Origin of the sequence: Arenibacter arenosicollis, assembly GCF_014397245.1 — a bacterium.
Classification (GTDB): domain Bacteria; phylum Bacteroidota; class Bacteroidia; order Flavobacteriales; family Flavobacteriaceae; genus Arenibacter; species Arenibacter arenosicollis.
The window spans coordinates 1-15,852 of record NZ_JACLHY010000031.1 but is presented as its reverse complement, the minus strand read 5'-3'; the positions used below and the strand labels follow the sequence as shown (position 1 = coordinate 15,852).

Sequence of the window (15,852 nt, the reverse complement as noted above, 5' to 3'; positions counted from 1 at the left end):
TTTACACACCTTGATTGTTCTTATTGTTTTAAGTAGAGGCGGGTTTTTTTGTAATCAATAATAGCCTTACCTTTTTTTAGGATATCAGCTCCAATAATGCCGTCTACTGGCATAGCCTTATGGGAGGTTAAGGCTTCATTTACATGAACTAGGTCGAACAGGACAATTTTATGTTTTTTCTTGAACCAACTGCCCATTTCTATCCTATTTTTAGTCGATAGTTTTGTAAACATTTCTGTAGCCCCGGCACCCGCAGCCTTTATTTTGGAATCTTTGGAGTTTAATTTGAAGAAATCTATTTTGTCCAAGCCAATACAAGTGTTTGATGCTCCGGTGTCCAGGATAAATCTTCCTTTCACTCCATTTATGGTGGCCGTGACTTCAAAATGATTTGTTGCCGTTAGGACTAAGGGAATGGCTATATATTTTTTTTTGTGAAGAAAAACTTTAAGACTGGACATATATAAATTTTTGTCAAAGATAATCCTATTTTTGTTCTATGATATTAACAGATACGCATACCCATTTATATAGTGAAGCATTTGATGATGATCGCAATTTGGTCATAGAAAGGGCCATGGATTTGGGAGTAAAACGCTTTTTTATTCCGGCAATAGATTCATCCTATACTGCGGCCATGCTGGATTTGGAAAAATCCTATCCAGATAATATATTTCTCATGACCGGATTGCATCCAACACATGTAAAGGAGAATTACAGGGATGAACTGGCCCACGTTGAAGAGATGTTGGCCTCAAGGAAATTTTATGCCGTAGGGGAGACAGGGATTGATCTGTATTGGGATAAAACTTTTCTTAAGGAACAGCAGATTGCCTTTAAACAGCAAATACAATGGGCCAAGAAATATGCTTACCCCGTTGTAATACATTGTAGGGATGGTTTCGATGAAATATTCCAAATTTTGGAGGATGAAAAAAGTGAGGAGCTATTTGGTATTTTTCATTGTTTTACCGGCACTTTTGAACAGGCGCTTAAGGCTATTTCCTATAATATGAAATTGGGTATTGGAGGAGTCGCTACCTTTAAAAACGGAAAAATAGATACTTTTTTAAGGGAAATAGACTTGAAACATGTAGTATTGGAAACAGATTCTCCTTATTTGGCCCCTGTTCCCTTTCGCGGAAAGCGCAATGAGAGTGCCTATTTGGTGAATGTTCTGGAAAAGATGTCGCTCATATATGGGATGGACAAGGACGAAATTGCCGCTATAACCACTGCCAATTCCAAGGAGGTTTTTGGAATCTGAAAATAGTTGGAGCTATAGGTTGATAAATGGGATTCAGCCCTAATTATGTTGCTTAGTATTTGTTATTGTGTATCCTAATAAAAACTAACATTGAACAATAGACCCTCAGAAGCAAAAAAAACTAAAATTCTCCTGATTTATACGGGAGGGACCATAGGTATGGTTAAAGATTATGAGTCCGGAGCCTTAAAAGCTTTTAATTTTAACAAATTGCTTAAAAATATTCCAGAGCTCAATCAATTGGACTGTCAAATAGATAGTGTTTCCTTTAAGGAGCCTATAGATTCGTCCAATATGGATGTTGGGCATTGGGTCAACATCGCTACAATAATTGAGGATCATTATGATTCTCATGATGGTTTTGTGGTGCTTCATGGCAGCGATACTATGAGCTATACTTCTTCAGCCTTGAGCTATATGTTGGAGAATTTACAGAAACCAGTGATTTTTACGGGTTCCCAGTTGCCCATTGGAGATTTAAGGACAGACGCCAAGGAGAATCTAATTACATCGATTCAGATTGCCGCTTTGTGGAAAAACAACAAGGCTGTAGTACAGGAAGTTGGTCTGTATTTTGAATATAAATTATATAGGGCAAATAGGACAACCAAGATAAATGCGGAACATTTCGAAGCTTTTGCCTCCTTAAATTATCCGGCATTAATAGAGTCTGGGGTACATTTAAAGGTAAATGAGGAGTATTTATTTAGGCCGAACTCCGCTAAAAGACTTAAAGTCCATAAAGAAATGGATCAAAATGTAGTCATTTTGAAATTATTTCCTGGTTTTAATCAATCTGTGTTGCACAGTGTCTTAAATTCCCCTAACTTAAAGGCAGTAGTTTTGGAAACATATGGCTCAGGAAATGCTCCAACAAACGAATGGTTTAGCTTGGAATTAAAAAAAGCCATGGAAAGAGGAATTTTTATTATAAATGTAACACAGTGTTCTGGAGGCAGTGTTCTTATGGGGCATTATGAAACCAGTAAGCACCTTCAGAAACTACAAGTTATTAATGGTAAGGATATTACAACGGAGGCGGCAATTACCAAGTTAATGTATTTACTTGGAAATAATATTTCCCCTAAGTTGTTCAAAACCATATATGAAACATCTCTCAGGGGTGAAATGCAATAAAAATAACAGTCTAAATTTCTTTAACTAATATTTTTTTTGTTATTTGGCTGCCCGTTAACTAGTACTAGAGAGGTGGCCGAGTGGTCGAAGGCGCACGCCTGGAAAGTGTGTATACCCCACAAGGGTATCGAGGGTTCGAATCCCTTCCTCTCTGCTGTTAAGTTTTAATTTTTATATTGCGAATTTTTTTTATCTTTAACCCTATTAACTAACTAAATTTAAGTTTGAAAGAAATGAAAAGACTATTCTCTATCCTAGCAACAGCTGGGTTATTTGTGGCAGGTACAAATACAGTAAGTGCGAAAGTTGTTGCAGCAGCAGCTATTTTGCAAGATGCGGCTCCAGCGGCAGAAAAAGGATTTACCCAAGTGCTTAAGGAGCAATTTATACAGGGTGGTGCCGGATTTATGGGTATTGTTCTTTTATGTTTGATTCTTGGACTTGCGGTTGCAATCGAAAGAATTATTTATTTAAATCTTGCAACTACGAACACAACTAAACTAAAGCAACAAGTAGAAGATGCTTTGGCTTCGGGTGGTGTTGAAGCTGCTAAGGAGGTTTGTAGAAATACAAAAGGTCCAGTTGCTTCTATCTACTATCAAGGTTTGGAAAGAGCTGGTGACAGTATCGAGTCTGCTGAAAAAGCAGTTGTGGCCTACGGAGGTGTTCAAATGGGTCAATTGGAGAAAAATGTTTCTTGGTTGTCTTTGTTTATCGCAGTAGCTCCGATGCTTGGGTTCATGGGTACGGTAATCGGTATGATTCAGGCCTTCCAGAAAATTGCGGCGGTAGGTAACTTAAGTGCTTCGCTTATTGCAGGTGATATCCAGGTGGCGTTATTAACAACGGTATTTGGTCTTATTACTGCGATTATCCTTCAAATCTTCTACAATTATATCATTGCAAAAATCGACAGTATTGTAAATGATATGGAAGATTCATCAATCGCTTTGATTGATATGTTGGCAGATCACAAAAAATAAGTCGGACACTAAATACTTAAAGTATCATGCATAAAATAGTTAAAATAATATTAGTTGTACTCGGAGTGATCGGGGCCATTCTTTGGTTCCAACTTCCAAGTGCAGACGTTCCCGCAACGGAAGCCATAAATAATGGGTCTATGAACTTTATGTTTATTATCACTTATTTATTGTTGGGGATTGCGATAGCGGCCTCGGTTCTTTTTGGATTGATGAATTTATTGACATCCAAAGGAGCCTTAAAGAAAACCTTATTTGGTGTAGGTGGTCTATTGGTCGTAGTTGTTATTGCTTACGCACTAGCCAATGGAACTGACGTTAATTTGGACGAAATGGCCAAAAAAGGAGTTCCTACTACTGAGAGTACAGTTAAGACCATAGGAATGGGATTGAATGTATTTTTCATACTTACAATAATAGCAGTTGCTGCCATGTTGTGGTCTGGAGTTAAGAAAATGATTAGTAAATAATAAAATAAAATATTATGCCAAAAAGAGGAGCACCACCAGAGGTAAATGCGGGTTCTATGGCAGACATAGCGTTCTTATTGCTTATCTTTTTCCTAGTGACTACCACTATTGAGACAGATGCAGGTTTAGATCGTATGTTGCCACCAATAGAGCCGCCTGATACGGATGTAATTATTAAGCAAAAGAATATTTTTCAAGTCAGTATTAACCGTGACGGACAATTATTGGCTGATGAGGAATTAACAAATATTAAGGATCTAAGAGCTAAAGCCATTGCCTTTTTAGATAATGGTGGTGCCCCTTCGGGATCTGCAGATTACTGTAGTTATTGCAAAGGGAAAAGGGATGCATCTTCATCCGATAGCCCGGCAAAAGCTATTATATCACTTAAGAACGATAGGGAGACCAAGTACGGTACTTATATAACCGTTCAGAACGAATTGGTTGGTGCTTATAATGATCTTAGGAACAGAGAGGCCCAACGTTTGTTCAAGAAAGATTTTACGGATATGGAAGCTGAATATCTTAATCCCGAAACTCCGGACAATGTTCGTGATGAATTGAAGGAAAAGGTAAAGAGGATTCAGGATTTGTTTCCACAAAAACTTTCAGAGGCTGAAACATCGTCAAACTAAATTCAGAAGTTAAAAACTAAATACTATGTCAAAATTTAATAAGAAAAAAGATGCGGCTTTACCTGCGGTGAATACGGCCTCTTTACCAGATATTGTTTTTATGCTTTTGTTCTTCTTTATGACGGTTACTGTAATGAAAGATAGTACCCTTAAGGTGGAAAACGTACTGCCCAATGCTACAGAAATTAAAAAACTGGAGAAAAAGGATAGGGTGATTTATATTTATGTTGGGAAACCAACCCGTGAATATGAAAAGGTATTTGGTACCGAGTCTAAAATTCAGTTGAACGATAAATTTGCTGATGCATCCGAAGTTGGAGATTATATTTTGATGGAAAGGGCTAAAAAGCCTCAGGAATTACAAAATGTATTGACAACTGCACTTAAGGTGGACAAGGAAGCCAATATGGGTATTATTTCCGATATTAAACAAGAACTTAGAAAGGTAAATGCTTTGAAGGTTAATTACACTACTTATGAGGGTGATGCTTTCAGGAATTTGCAATAGTTAGTAAAAGGATAAGAGAATCAAAACGCTTCAAATGGTTATATTTGGAGCGTTTTTTTTATGTTTAATTAATTACCTTTAGTGGGCTATGAGGTTTTCCTGCATATTAATTATACTTCTGTTGTCCAGTGCTTTTGTTGCTGGGCAAGTTTTGGATTCCAGCCAAAAGGTGGATAGGAAATATTTGGAAGATCAGTTTTATTTTGGGTTTACTTATAATTTTGCCACAAATCTTCCAAGTGGCGTTTCCCAGAGAAATTTATCATATGGATTGCAAGGTGGTTTTATAAAGGATATCCCGATCAGTTATGATAGAACCTTTGGTCTTGGGATTGGTTTGGGCTATGGTATAAATTCCTATTACACAAATTTATTGGCGTCGCAACAAGGAACTGAATTGGAATATACGGTATTGGATAGTGATGCCGATTTTAGACGAAACAAGATAGCTACCCATGTTCTGGAGCTTCCCTTTCAATTTAGATGGCGCAATTCCACTCCTCAGGAGTACAAATTTTGGCGGATATATACCGGAATTAAGATGGGCTATGTTTTTGATGGGCGGTCCAAGTATGTTTCCAGCACCGAGAGAATTGTCTTTGTCAACAAGGATATTAGGGACTTTCAATACGGCCTAACCTTGAATGTTGGCTACAATACCTTCAATATACATATTTACTATGCCTTAAGTTCGTTGTTTAATGATGGAGTTATGGTAGAATCCGGGGAGGCAATAGAGTACAAGCCTCTTAAAGTGGGACTTATTTTCTATATATTATAACCAATATTTAATAGTGAATAATTGGGTCAATAGGCCTATGGCAAAACCAATTATCACTTCAGCTTTGGTATGGGCGTTTAAGTAAAGTCGGGATGTGGCTGCTAGGCCGCAAAGTAATGTCACTATGCTAATGGCAATGGTGATGTTGATCTCAAAGTGAATGCTCAGATTTATAAGGAACATTAAGAGGCTGCCCATGCCCAATAGATGCATACTACACTTAAAGTTTAAAAAAAGTAATACCAGTGCGCTAAATAGGCCGGCTATAAGGCCTAAAAAATAGTAATGCAGCTCTATGGTAAAGTTGTTGGGGATAACCTTCAGCAAGACCATTAAAAGCAGTCCTAGGCTAATGTAAAGTGGGTATTTCCTTTCTTGGAGATTTGGCATGAAAATGGAACTGACAATCCCCAGGTTTCGTAAGATCAAATAAAAAATTATAGGAATAATAATGGTCAATATAAATATGGGCAAGATATTGCCGCTCTGCACTTCCAGCGGACTGTACTTGGGAGTAATCAAAAAATAGGCTATGGTGCCTGCAAATGGAATAAAAAGCGGGTGTAGTAGGTAAGATGTAATCTTTAGGAATAGTCGCATTAAATCTGTTTTCTCAACCTAGCCACAGGAATATCCAACTGTTCCCTATATTTTGCTACTGTTCTTCTGGCAATAGGGTAACCCTTTTCTTTTAAGATGGCCGCCAGTTTGTCGTCTGTTAGCGGTTTTTTCTTGGTTTCTTCGCCAATGACAGTCTCCAATATCTTTTTTATTTCTTTTGTGGAAACATCCTCTCCCTGATCATTTTTCATGGATTCTGAAAAATAGTCCTTGATCAACTTTGTTCCATAGGGAGTGTCAACGTATTTGCTATTGGCTACCCTGGAAACTGTGGATACGTCCATGTGGATTCCATCAGCTATGTCCTTTAGGATCATAGGTCGCAGTTTGCGTTCATCTCCCGTAAGAAAATATTCCTTTTGGTATTCCATGATTTCGTTCATGGTAATGTAGAGCGTTTGCTGGCGTTGTCTAATGGCATCAATAAACCATTTGGCGGAATCCAGCTTTTGCTTAATAAACATTACGGTGTCCTTCTGGGACTTGGATTTTTCCTTGGAATTTTTGTACCCTTCCAGCATGTTGTTGTACTCCCTTGAAACATGTAGTTCAGGAGCATTTCTTCCATTTAGGGTGAGCTCTAATTCTCCATCCACGATTCGAATGGTGAAATCGGGGACCACGTGCTCCACAGTTCTGTTATTTCCTGAATATGAACCGCCTGGTTTGGGATTTAAGCGCTCTATTTCGGATATGGCATCCTTTAACTGTTCCTCTGTAATATTGTGTTTCTGAATTAGTTTTTGATAGTGCTTTTTGGTGAACTGTTCAAAGGATTTCTCCAATAATACTATCGCCAATTCAATACTGGGAGTTACTTCTTTTCTCTTTAATTGAATAAGAAGACATTCTTCCAAGGTTCTTGCGGCTACACCCGCCGGGTCAAGATCTTGAACTATGCGCAATACTTTTTCAATGGTCTTTTCTTCGGTGTATATATTTTGGGTAAATGCCAAATCGTCCATGATGTCCGTAAGCGGCCTTCTTATATATCCACTTTCATCCACACTACCTACCAGGAATTCGGCAATGGACCATTCCTCATCGGTTAAATAGATCGTGTTTAATTGATTTATTAGGTATTGATTAAAAGAAATTCCAGCGGCATAAGGTACACTTTTCTCTTCGTCATCGGCACTGTAGTTATTGGCTTGTGTACGGTAATCCGGAACTTCGTCATCGCTTAAATAATCATCTATATTGATATCTTCGGCACTGATATTTTCGCTATCGGTTTCGTTATCGTAAAGATCATCAAATTCATCCTCCTGAGTTTCACCTTCTTCCTTTCCAGTTTCAAGAGCAGGGTTTTCCTCCAATTCTTGTTTTAGTCGTTGTTCAAACGCTTGCGTAGGCAATTGAATCAACTTCATCAACTGTATTTGTTGTGGAGATAATTTCTGCGATAATTTAAACTGTAGGTGTTGTTTAAGCATAAAAATTGATAATCTTTCCTATAAAGTTAAAGAATAATGATTAGAATTCGGCATTTTGAGGCGTTCTTGGGAATGGTATTACATCCCTAATATTCCCCATTCCCGTTGCAAACAGTACCAACCTTTCAAAACCAAGTCCAAAGCCACTATGAACGGCAGATCCAAATTTCCTAAGGTCCAAATACCACCAAAGTTCCTTTTCGTCAATACCTAGTGCCTGTATCTTCTCCAATAGGATGTCCAAACGCTCCTCACGTTGCGATCCACCTACTATTTCGCCAATTCCAGGGAAAAGTATGTCCATGGCCCTAACCGTTTTGCCATCCTCATTTAAACGCATATAAAAAGCCTTTATTTTAGCAGGATAATCAAATAATATTACAGGACATTTAAAATGTTTCTCCACCAAGTAACGCTCATGTTCGCTTTGGAGATCTGCTCCCCATTCGTCGATAAGATATTTAAACTGTTTCTTTTTATTCGGCTTGCTGTTTCTTAATATATCTATGGCTTCCGTATAGGTTACACGCTTAAAGGTATTGTCCGAAACAAACTTTAGTTTTTCGATCAATGGCATCTCACTTCGTTCCGCCTGTGGTTTGCTTTTTTCTTCGTCCAATAATCGCTGTTCCAAGAATTGTAGGTCCTCCAAACAATTTTCCAAGGCGTACTTAATTACTTCCTTAATAAAATCTTCTGCCAAATCCATGTTGGCGTCCAGGTCATTAAAGGCTACTTCAGGTTCGATCATCCAAAATTCGGCCAAATGTCTGGATGTATTGGAGTTTTCTGCCCTGAAGGTAGGGCCAAAGGTGTAAACTTTTCCCAATCCCATAGCATAAGTTTCTGCTTCCAATTGTCCGGATACCGTTAAATTGGTTTCTTTTCCAAAGAAATCTTCCTTATAATCTACTTCTCCCTTTTCTGTCAAGGGCGGTTTTTTATTGTCCAAGGTAGATACTCTGAACATTTCTCCAGCTCCTTCCGCATCCGAACCTGTAATTATTGGGGTATGAACGTAAAAAAATCCATTTTTCTGAAAATATTGATGTACAGCAAAAGAGAGTGCAGAGCGTACCCTCATAATGGCCGCAAACGTATTTGTTCGTACTCTAAGATGTGCCTTCTCCCTCAAAAACTCCAAGGAGTGTTTTTTAGGTTGAATCGGGTAGATTTCCGGATCTGCTCCCCCGTGTACCTTTATTTCCTTAACCTGTATTTCCAAGGATTGTCCTTTCCCTTGACTTTCCACCAACGTACCACTTATTCCAAGTGCCGCTCCGGTATTTATTTGTTTAAGTAAATTTTCATCAAATTCCTCAAAATTTACTACACACTGTATATTGTTTATGGTAGATCCATCGTTCAAGGCAATAAATCTATTGCTTCTGTAGGTTTTTACCCAACCATTAACAGTGACCTCCTGGTGTAAATGATCGGCAGATAATAGCTCTTTTACGCTAATTGTATTCATTTTAATTCCTTCTAAATTAAGTGGCAAAGATAGCCTTTTTGCAAAAATATAAATTGAGTATATACCTGTATATTCCAGGTAAAAAATATTTTAATAAATGGATTATTCTTCCTTGTCCGTGATAGTTAATTCTTCCTTGGGGAGAATGTCTATTTGCGGTTTTTTAAGTACCTGTTTGTTGGCTATGCTTCTTTCTAGTGAAAGCAGTAGTGAGGGCAATAGGATTAGGTTGGCCAGCATAGCGAATAATAAGGTAGCGGAAACCAAGGCCCCTAAAGCTACCGTTCCTCCAAAACTTGAAATAACAAATACCGAAAAACCAAAGAAAAGGACAATGGAGGTGTAAAACATGCTTACTCCGGTTTCTCTCAATGCTGCATAGACCGATTTCTTTATTCTCCAGTGGTTGGCTATGAGTTCCTGCCTATATTTTGCCAAGAAGTGTATGGTGTCGTCCACCGAAATTCCGAAGGCGATGCTAAATACCAAGATGGTAGAGGGCTTTATAGGCACGCCCACGAATCCCATGACACCTGCCGTTATTACCAAAGGTAATAGGTTTGGTATCAAGGAAATGACTATCATTCTAAACGATCTAAACAGATAGGCCATAAAGAGGGCAATTAAGCCAATAGCCAAAGCTAAGGACATAATCAGGTTTTTTACCAAATATTTGGTCCCCTTTAAAAATAGGAGGGCACTTCCGGTCATGGTAACCTTATACCTATCCTGCGGAAATATTTTATCAATATTCTCCCTTAGTTTTGCCTCGATAATTTCCATTCGGGATGTTTTTACGTCCCTCATATAGGTGGTCATCCGGGCTACTTGTCCTGTGCTATCCACAAAACTACTTAGGAGATTGCCGTTATCCGCAGATTTTCTGGCCACATCCATGATAAAAGTATTCTCCTGGGAAGTAGGGAGTTGATAATATTTTGGGATGCCATTGTAAAAGGCCTGTTTGGAATATTTAACTAGGTCTACTACGGAAACCGGTCTGGATAGTTCAGGGATCTCATGAATTACTGTTCCCAATTCATCCATTTTTTTTAGAGTGGACGGTTTTAGGACCCCTTTGGGTCTTTTGGTGTCCACCACAATTTCTACGGGCATTATTCCATCAAACTCTTGTTCGAAAAATCGGATGTCCTGAAAAAATTCAGCCTTTTTTGGCATATCCTCTATGGGACTTCCCGAAATATCTATTTGATAAATTCCAATAATACTGGCTACCAAAAGGGCAATGGAAACAATATAAACCGCAATCCTTCTATCCCGAACAATGCTTTCCATCCAGCTCACAAAAGTTTCTATCCACTTGGTGTTTAAGTGTTTCAGATGCTTGTCTTTTGGAAGCTTCATAAAACTATAGATAATTGGAATTATCAATAAGGAAAGCACAAATATTCCAATAATATTTATAGAGGCTACAATGCCGAACTCTTTAAGTAATTTACTGTCCGTTATAATAAATGTCGCAAAACCGGAAGCGGTAGTAACATTGGTCATTAAGGTAGCATTGCCAATTTTTGAGATTACACGTTGTAATGATAATGCCTGGTTACCGTGCTTCTTTACTTCTTGTTGGTATTTGTTTATGAGGAAGATACAGTTGGGAATACCAATTACAATTATTAATGGTGGAATAAGTGCAGTTAGTACTGTAATTTCATATTGTAGTAGGCCTAAAATTCCAAAAGCCCACATAACCCCAATAATCACCACGAACATGGAAATAATCGTCGCCCTAAAACTTCTAAAAAAGAAAAAGAAAATTAAAGAGGTAACTCCAAGTGCCGCTAGGATAAATTTCCCTATTTCATCAATGATGTTCTGGGAGTTCATGGTCCTTATGTACGGCATTCCGGAAATATGGACATCCAGGTTTGTTTCCTTTTCAAAATTTTTGACCAAAGTGGATAGGTCTTCCAGTATAAAATCTTTACGTACAGAGGTGTTAACGATATCTTTATCCAAATAAATTACACTACGTATGGTATGTGTTTTTTTGTTGTAGATAAGATTGTCATAAAAGGGTAGGTTGTTAAAAAGGTGATTGGTTAAACTGTCTACCTCCTTTTTGGTTTTTGGAGCTTTCTTTAAAAAAGGCCGCATAACAAATTCTTGCTTTACAGTGTCCTTTATGAGCTCTTGTAGGTTGTCTGTAGATAAAACAAAATCTACCTCAGGGAATGCTCCCAATTGTTTGCTGAGCTTGTTCCAGCGGTTAAATTTTTCAGGGGAAAATAGTGAACTGTCCTTAACCGCAATAACAACAACATTGCCTTCCTCTCCAAATTGTTCTAAAAAAGAAAGGTATTCCAGATTTACTGGGTGATGGTCCGGCAAGAGATTGGCCTGTGAATTGGAAAACCTCATTTTGTCCCATTGCATGGACATGAAGATAGTCATGATGGCTAAAAGGACTAGAATTAGAATTCTGTTCCTGAGTATTATCCTTGCTATTTTTGCCCAAAATCCTCGCGTTAACTTTGCAACCATCTAGTGAAACGTCTTATTTTAAAATGCCTTTTTGGGCATGTAAACCGTTAAATGCAATAAGCCATCCCAATTGTAGAGCCGCTTATTGAATCCTAAAATTATTCGAGCGCAAAGGTAGAGAATGATTGTTATTGTTCCTAGAAAGCATGCACTAAATAGTTGGTTATAAGGATGTGGTGCAGACCTAACATTAAACCTGTAGGGTAGACTACTGGTATATTATATTTTAAATGGGCAAATAGTTTGTGGATATTAAAAGAGCGACCAATTGGTCGCTCTTTTAAGAATAGTAATTTTTGATGATTATATCTTCATAATTTCAGCTTCTTTGGCTTCAAGGAAGGCGTCGATCTTTCTTATATATTTATCCGTAAGCGCTTGTACATCGCCTTCAGCATTCTTTTGTAAATCTTCTGACACTTCTAAGCCCCTTATTTCCTTGTTGGCTTCCTGCCTTGCATTACGAACACCGATTTTGGCATCCTCTGCTTCCGCTTTTGCCTGTTTTACCAAATCTCTCCTGCGTTCCTCCGTTAGGGGAGGTACGTTGATAATTACGAAATCGCCATTGTTCATAGGATTAAATCCAAGATTGGCGTTCATTATAGCTTTTTCAATTTCGTGTAGCATGTTTTTTTCCCAGGGCTGAACGGACAAGGTTCGGGCATCGGGAGTATTCACATTTGCAATTTGGGATAAAGGGGTGGGGGAACCGTAATATTCCACCATTACACTGGATAACATTACGGGACTTGCTTTTCCAGCCCTAATTTTTATAAACATTTTTTCCAAGTGGGCTATGGCGCTATCCATTCCTTCCTTGGTAGTGTCCAGTATAAACTTAATATCTTCGTTCATATGCTATTTTTTTTAAATTGATTTAACACAAATAGTGCCAAAACTATAGATTTACGACCGTTCCTATATTTTCTCCGGAAACCAATTTCATGAGGTTTCCTTTTTTGTTCATATCAAAAACCACAATGGGCAATTCGTTTTCCTGACTTAAGGTAAAGGCCGTTGTGTCCATAACCTTAAGACCTTTCGTCAATACATCTTTAAAGGTGATGGTATCGAATTTTGTGGCTGTTTTGTCCTTTTCTGGGTCGGAGGTATAAATCCCGTCAACCCTGGTGCCTTTTAAAATTACATCGGCCTCAATTTCTATGGCTCGAAGTACAGCAGCCGAATCTGTGGTAAAATAAGGGTTGCCTGTACCACCTCCGAATATGACCACTCTGCCTTTTTCCAAATGTCGCATTGCGCGTCTTCTGATAAAAGGTTCTGCTACCTCATTTATTTTTATGGCAGATTGTAGCCTGGTTTGTACTCCCTTTAATTCCAAAGCACTTTGTAGGGCCAATCCATTTATTACGGTGGCCAACATGCCCATATGATCGGCTTGTACCCGGTCCATTCCATTGCTGGCTCCGGCCAAACCCCTAAAAATATTACCTCCACCAATAACAATAGCTACTTCTATACCCTTGTCTACCACTTCTTTGATCTCCTCGGCATATTCAGATAGACGTTGCCCGTCTATCCCATACTGCTTTGTTCCCATTAAGGCTTCCCCGCTGAGTTTTAAAAGTATTCTTTTATATTGCATCCTGATGTTGATTAATTTGAAGCAAAAATAATCAAAAATATTTATGAAGCGTCTTGCGCTGGACGATTCATGTATCCTTAATTATTTCATAATGGACATGGGAAGGTAGAATAATTTTTATAATCTTGTGTCAAATACTGGAGTTCCATTAATTTATATAGGTTAAATGCTATATGTTGGCCTATGCTCACATTGGGGCTTTTAGCTTTTCTGGGACCTACAATAAATAAAATCAATTGAAAATGACGAACAGATTAAGGTTATTTAAAAACTTATGGTTATTTGGAGTTGCAATTTTAATGCTCCAAGCATGTGGTTCAACAAAGACATTGGCATCTGCAGATAAGACTTCGGTTATTGCGAAAATCGATTTAATCAATGTTGTAGAGGATAAGGTAAATGTGGTTTTAGATCCAGGCGTCTTTACTAGGGACACAATTTCTTTTTTTATTCCTAAGACAGTGCCTGGCACCTACAGCGACGATAATTATGGAAAATACATAGAACAATTCAAGGCTCTGGATTACAAGGGCGGGGAGTTACAAGTAGAAAAGTTGGATGATAATACTTGGAGGGTTATCAATGCCAAGGACTTGGATAAAATTGATTATTGGGTAAACGACACCTATGATACCGAGACGGAGGTTGATGAGCATGTCTTTTCACCTGCCGGTACCAATATTCTTAAGGGCAAGAATTTTATGTTGAACCTCCATGGTTTTGTAGGCTACTTTGAGGGATTGGAGGAAATACCGTATTCATTGGAAATTACGGCGCCTGATGGATTGGAGCCGGTAACTTCCTTAACTAAGGGAATTCAGGATGTAAATAAGCCGGAAACAGATTTTTATATGGCCAATCGTTATTTTGAGGTTATTGATAACCCAATAATGTACTCTAAACCCAGTACGGAAACATTTCAAGTGAACGATATTGCGGTAACCTTAAGTGTTTATTCTCCCAATGGTCATTTTACTGCCGCTAGTTTAAAGGCGGGAATGGAGAAAATGATGAGGGCGCAAAAGGCATTTTTGGGAGAAATCAACAGTACAAAACATTATACCATAATCCTCTATCTTTCCAATATGGATGATAATGATGCCACAGGTTTTGGAGCATTGGAGCACCATACTTCTACTGTGGTAGTAATGCCCGAGCAAATATCTAAGGAGCGATTGGAAGAGGCAATTTTTGACACGGTAGCCCACGAGTTTTTTCATATCGTTACTCCCTTGACAATCCACTCCAATGAAATACAATATTTTGATTTTAATGACCCCAAAATGTCCATGCACTTATGGATGTATGAAGGGACTACCGAATATTTCGCCAATCTTTTTCAAATACAGCAAGGGTTGATTACCGAGGAAGATTTTTATCAACGTCTTATGGAAAAGGTCGAGAGGTCTAAAACCTTTGACGATAGTATGTCCTTTACGGTAATGAGCAAAAATATTTTGGAGGAGCCCTATAAGGATAATTATGCCAACGTTTATGAGAAAGGAGCTTTAATAAATATGGCTTTGGATATTAACCTTAGGGAATTAAGCGGTGGGGAGAAGGGTGTTTTGTGGTTGATGAAGGAATTTTCCAGAAAATATGGAGATTCCAAGCCGTTTGAGGATGACAAATTGATTGATGAAATCGTTGCAATGACATATCCGGAAATCGGAGAATTTTTCAATGACCATGTTATTGGAGAAATACCTATAGACTACGATAGGTATTGGGAAAAAGTGGGGCTGATGACAACGGAACAGGAGCAATCTACAGGATATTTTTTTGACGGTGAGGTGCCTTATATAGATGTAGACCCGTCCAATGACAATGCTATTTTTGTTAGGAAAGGAATTCAATTAAATAGCTTTTTCAATAATTTGGGAGCCCAAGGGGGGGATATCATTAAGAGTGTGGATGGTAAAATGACCAATCTGGTTAATATTCGATTACTCATAGGTCAGAGCATAAATTGGGATCCCGATAAGGAAATTGTTATGGTGGTGAAAAGAGGGGATGAGGAAATTACCTTGACTGGGAAGGTTGGCACGCCTACCTTAAATGTCGTTAAGCTGGTTTCTGTGGAAGGGGCTAGCGATAAACAGATCAAACTGAGGGAAGCTTGGTTGAAAGGTTAGTTGGTGGAGGATAAAGCATTTAGAAAAAGCATTATATCGTCAATTACTGAATGGATTAATGCAATCTAGTGTTGTAAAAAGGGAGGGAATGAAATAAGATTTTCTCGACCTTATTCCAGACATACAAATTCTATAATTTAATTTTATGTCTAGTCCTAAATAACCGTTACGGTTTATAGGATTAAAAATAGTTAATTAAGCTCAACGGCCATAGTGCCGTTGAGCTTTTGTGATTTATATGTTCTCATTGTTATCTCTTGTTGGCCGTGCATCTGTTGTGGTGTTAATTAA

The 15,852-nt window shown here is 38.2% G+C and carries 15 protein-coding genes and 1 tRNA gene; 9 read left to right on the top strand and 7 right to left on the bottom strand.

The window, feature by feature from the left end:
- Positions 1-20: 20 nt before the first annotated feature.
- The gene (locus H4O18_RS19960; protein ID WP_187587954.1) at positions 21-461 is read right to left on the bottom strand and encodes a retropepsin-like aspartic protease family protein; all 441 of its coding nucleotides are present in this window, start codon (positions 459-461) and stop codon (positions 21-23) included.
- A 38-nt stretch (positions 462-499) separates the two neighbouring features.
- Here H4O18_RS19960 and H4O18_RS19955 point away from each other — a divergent pair, with 38 nt between their 5' ends.
- From H4O18_RS19955 to H4O18_RS19920, 8 genes are all read left to right on the top strand, one after another.
- A complete protein-coding gene (locus tag H4O18_RS19955) occupies positions 500-1,267 on the top strand; it encodes a TatD family hydrolase (RefSeq protein WP_187587952.1) in 768 nt (255 codons plus the stop codon).
- Between the two features lie 90 nt (positions 1,268-1,357).
- Positions 1,358-2,404, top strand: coding sequence for an asparaginase (locus H4O18_RS19950; protein ID WP_281387376.1), 1,047 nt, complete (start codon positions 1,358-1,360; stop codon positions 2,402-2,404).
- Positions 2,405-2,470: 66 nt separating this feature from the next.
- Positions 2,471-2,558 (top strand) — tRNA-Ser (locus H4O18_RS19945).
- A 79-nt stretch (positions 2,559-2,637) separates the two neighbouring features.
- Entirely contained in the window at positions 2,638-3,387 is a 750-nt protein-coding gene (locus H4O18_RS19940) for a MotA/TolQ/ExbB proton channel family protein (protein ID WP_103441715.1), read from the top strand.
- Positions 3,388-3,413: 26 nt separating this feature from the next.
- Positions 3,414-3,857 (top strand): hypothetical protein, encoded by a 444-nt coding sequence (locus H4O18_RS19935; RefSeq protein WP_187587950.1) that lies wholly within the window; start codon positions 3,414-3,416, stop codon positions 3,855-3,857.
- A gap of 14 nt (positions 3,858-3,871) precedes the next feature.
- Positions 3,872-4,492 carry an ExbD/TolR family protein gene (locus H4O18_RS19930; RefSeq protein ID WP_187587948.1) on the top strand — a complete coding sequence of 207 codons (621 nt, stop codon included), beginning with the start codon at positions 3,872-3,874 and terminating at the stop codon, positions 4,490-4,492.
- Between the two features lie 25 nt (positions 4,493-4,517).
- On the top strand, positions 4,518-5,000 hold the full coding sequence (locus H4O18_RS19925) for an ExbD/TolR family protein (RefSeq protein ID WP_187587946.1): 483 nt from the start codon (positions 4,518-4,520) through the stop codon (positions 4,998-5,000).
- Positions 5,001-5,088: 88 nt separating this feature from the next.
- Positions 5,089-5,781 (top strand): porin family protein, encoded by a 693-nt coding sequence (locus H4O18_RS19920; protein WP_187587945.1) that lies wholly within the window; start codon positions 5,089-5,091, stop codon positions 5,779-5,781.
- Here the strand turns inward: H4O18_RS19920 and H4O18_RS19915 are convergent.
- From H4O18_RS19915 to pyrH, 6 genes are all read right to left on the bottom strand, one after another.
- Positions 5,776-6,381, bottom strand: coding sequence for a hypothetical protein (locus H4O18_RS19915; protein WP_187587943.1), 606 nt, complete (start codon positions 6,379-6,381; stop codon positions 5,776-5,778). The genes H4O18_RS19920 and H4O18_RS19915 overlap by 6 nt on opposite strands.
- Complete coding sequence (gene rpoN, locus H4O18_RS19910; protein ID WP_187587941.1) at positions 6,381-7,838, bottom strand: RNA polymerase factor sigma-54; 1,458 nt, start codon at positions 7,836-7,838, stop codon at positions 6,381-6,383. Before rpoN ends, H4O18_RS19915 begins: the two co-directional genes overlap by 1 nt.
- Before the next feature lie 40 nt (positions 7,839-7,878).
- Positions 7,879-9,312, bottom strand: coding sequence for an asparagine--tRNA ligase (gene asnS / locus H4O18_RS19905; RefSeq protein ID WP_187587939.1), 1,434 nt, complete (start codon positions 9,310-9,312; stop codon positions 7,879-7,881).
- Positions 9,313-9,414: 102 nt separating this feature from the next.
- Complete coding sequence (locus H4O18_RS19900; protein WP_187587937.1) at positions 9,415-11,817, bottom strand: efflux RND transporter permease subunit; 2,403 nt, start codon at positions 11,815-11,817, stop codon at positions 9,415-9,417.
- A gap of 303 nt (positions 11,818-12,120) precedes the next feature.
- Positions 12,121-12,675 (bottom strand): ribosome recycling factor, encoded by a 555-nt coding sequence (gene frr / locus H4O18_RS19895; RefSeq protein WP_187587935.1) that lies wholly within the window; start codon positions 12,673-12,675, stop codon positions 12,121-12,123.
- Positions 12,676-12,718: 43 nt separating this feature from the next.
- On the bottom strand, positions 12,719-13,426 hold the full coding sequence (gene pyrH / locus H4O18_RS19890) for a UMP kinase (RefSeq protein ID WP_187587933.1): 708 nt from the start codon (positions 13,424-13,426) through the stop codon (positions 12,719-12,721).
- A 242-nt stretch (positions 13,427-13,668) separates the two neighbouring features.
- On the opposite strand from pyrH, the gene H4O18_RS19885 reads away from it, so the two are divergent.
- The gene (locus H4O18_RS19885) at positions 13,669-15,561 is read left to right on the top strand and encodes a M61 family metallopeptidase (protein ID WP_187587932.1); all 1,893 of its coding nucleotides are present in this window, start codon (positions 13,669-13,671) and stop codon (positions 15,559-15,561) included.
- The last annotated feature ends 291 nt before the right edge of the window (positions 15,562-15,852 follow it).

Bases quoted from the DNA above. Each gene is read 5' to 3' on its own strand.
- H4O18_RS19900 (WP_187587937.1), bottom strand. From the start codon at position 11,817: ATGGTTGCAAAGTTAACGCGAGGATTTTGGGCAAAAATAGCAAGGATA.
- frr (WP_187587935.1), bottom strand. From the start codon at position 12,675: ATGAACGAAGATATTAAGTTTATACTGGACACTACCAAGGAAGGAATG.
- H4O18_RS19935 (WP_187587950.1), top strand. From the start codon at position 3,414: ATGCATAAAATAGTTAAAATAATATTAGTTGTACTCGGAGTGATCGGG.
- H4O18_RS19930 (WP_187587948.1), top strand. From the start codon at position 3,872: ATGCCAAAAAGAGGAGCACCACCAGAGGTAAATGCGGGTTCTATGGCA.
- H4O18_RS19915 (WP_187587943.1), bottom strand. From the start codon at position 6,381: ATGCGACTATTCCTAAAGATTACATCTTACCTACTACACCCGCTTTTT.
- H4O18_RS19955 (WP_187587952.1), top strand. From the start codon at position 500: ATGATATTAACAGATACGCATACCCATTTATATAGTGAAGCATTTGAT.
- H4O18_RS19925 (WP_187587946.1), top strand. From the start codon at position 4,518: ATGTCAAAATTTAATAAGAAAAAAGATGCGGCTTTACCTGCGGTGAAT.
- H4O18_RS19920 (WP_187587945.1), top strand. From the start codon at position 5,089: ATGAGGTTTTCCTGCATATTAATTATACTTCTGTTGTCCAGTGCTTTT.
- rpoN (WP_187587941.1), bottom strand. From the start codon at position 7,838: ATGCTTAAACAACACCTACAGTTTAAATTATCGCAGAAATTATCTCCA.
- pyrH (WP_187587933.1), bottom strand. From the start codon at position 13,426: ATGCAATATAAAAGAATACTTTTAAAACTCAGCGGGGAAGCCTTAATG.
- asnS (WP_187587939.1), bottom strand. From the start codon at position 9,312: ATGAATACAATTAGCGTAAAAGAGCTATTATCTGCCGATCATTTACAC.
- H4O18_RS19960 (WP_187587954.1), bottom strand. From the start codon at position 461: ATGTCCAGTCTTAAAGTTTTTCTTCACAAAAAAAAATATATAGCCATT.
- H4O18_RS19940 (WP_103441715.1), top strand. From the start codon at position 2,638: ATGAAAAGACTATTCTCTATCCTAGCAACAGCTGGGTTATTTGTGGCA.
- H4O18_RS19885 (WP_187587932.1), top strand. From the start codon at position 13,669: ATGACGAACAGATTAAGGTTATTTAAAAACTTATGGTTATTTGGAGTT.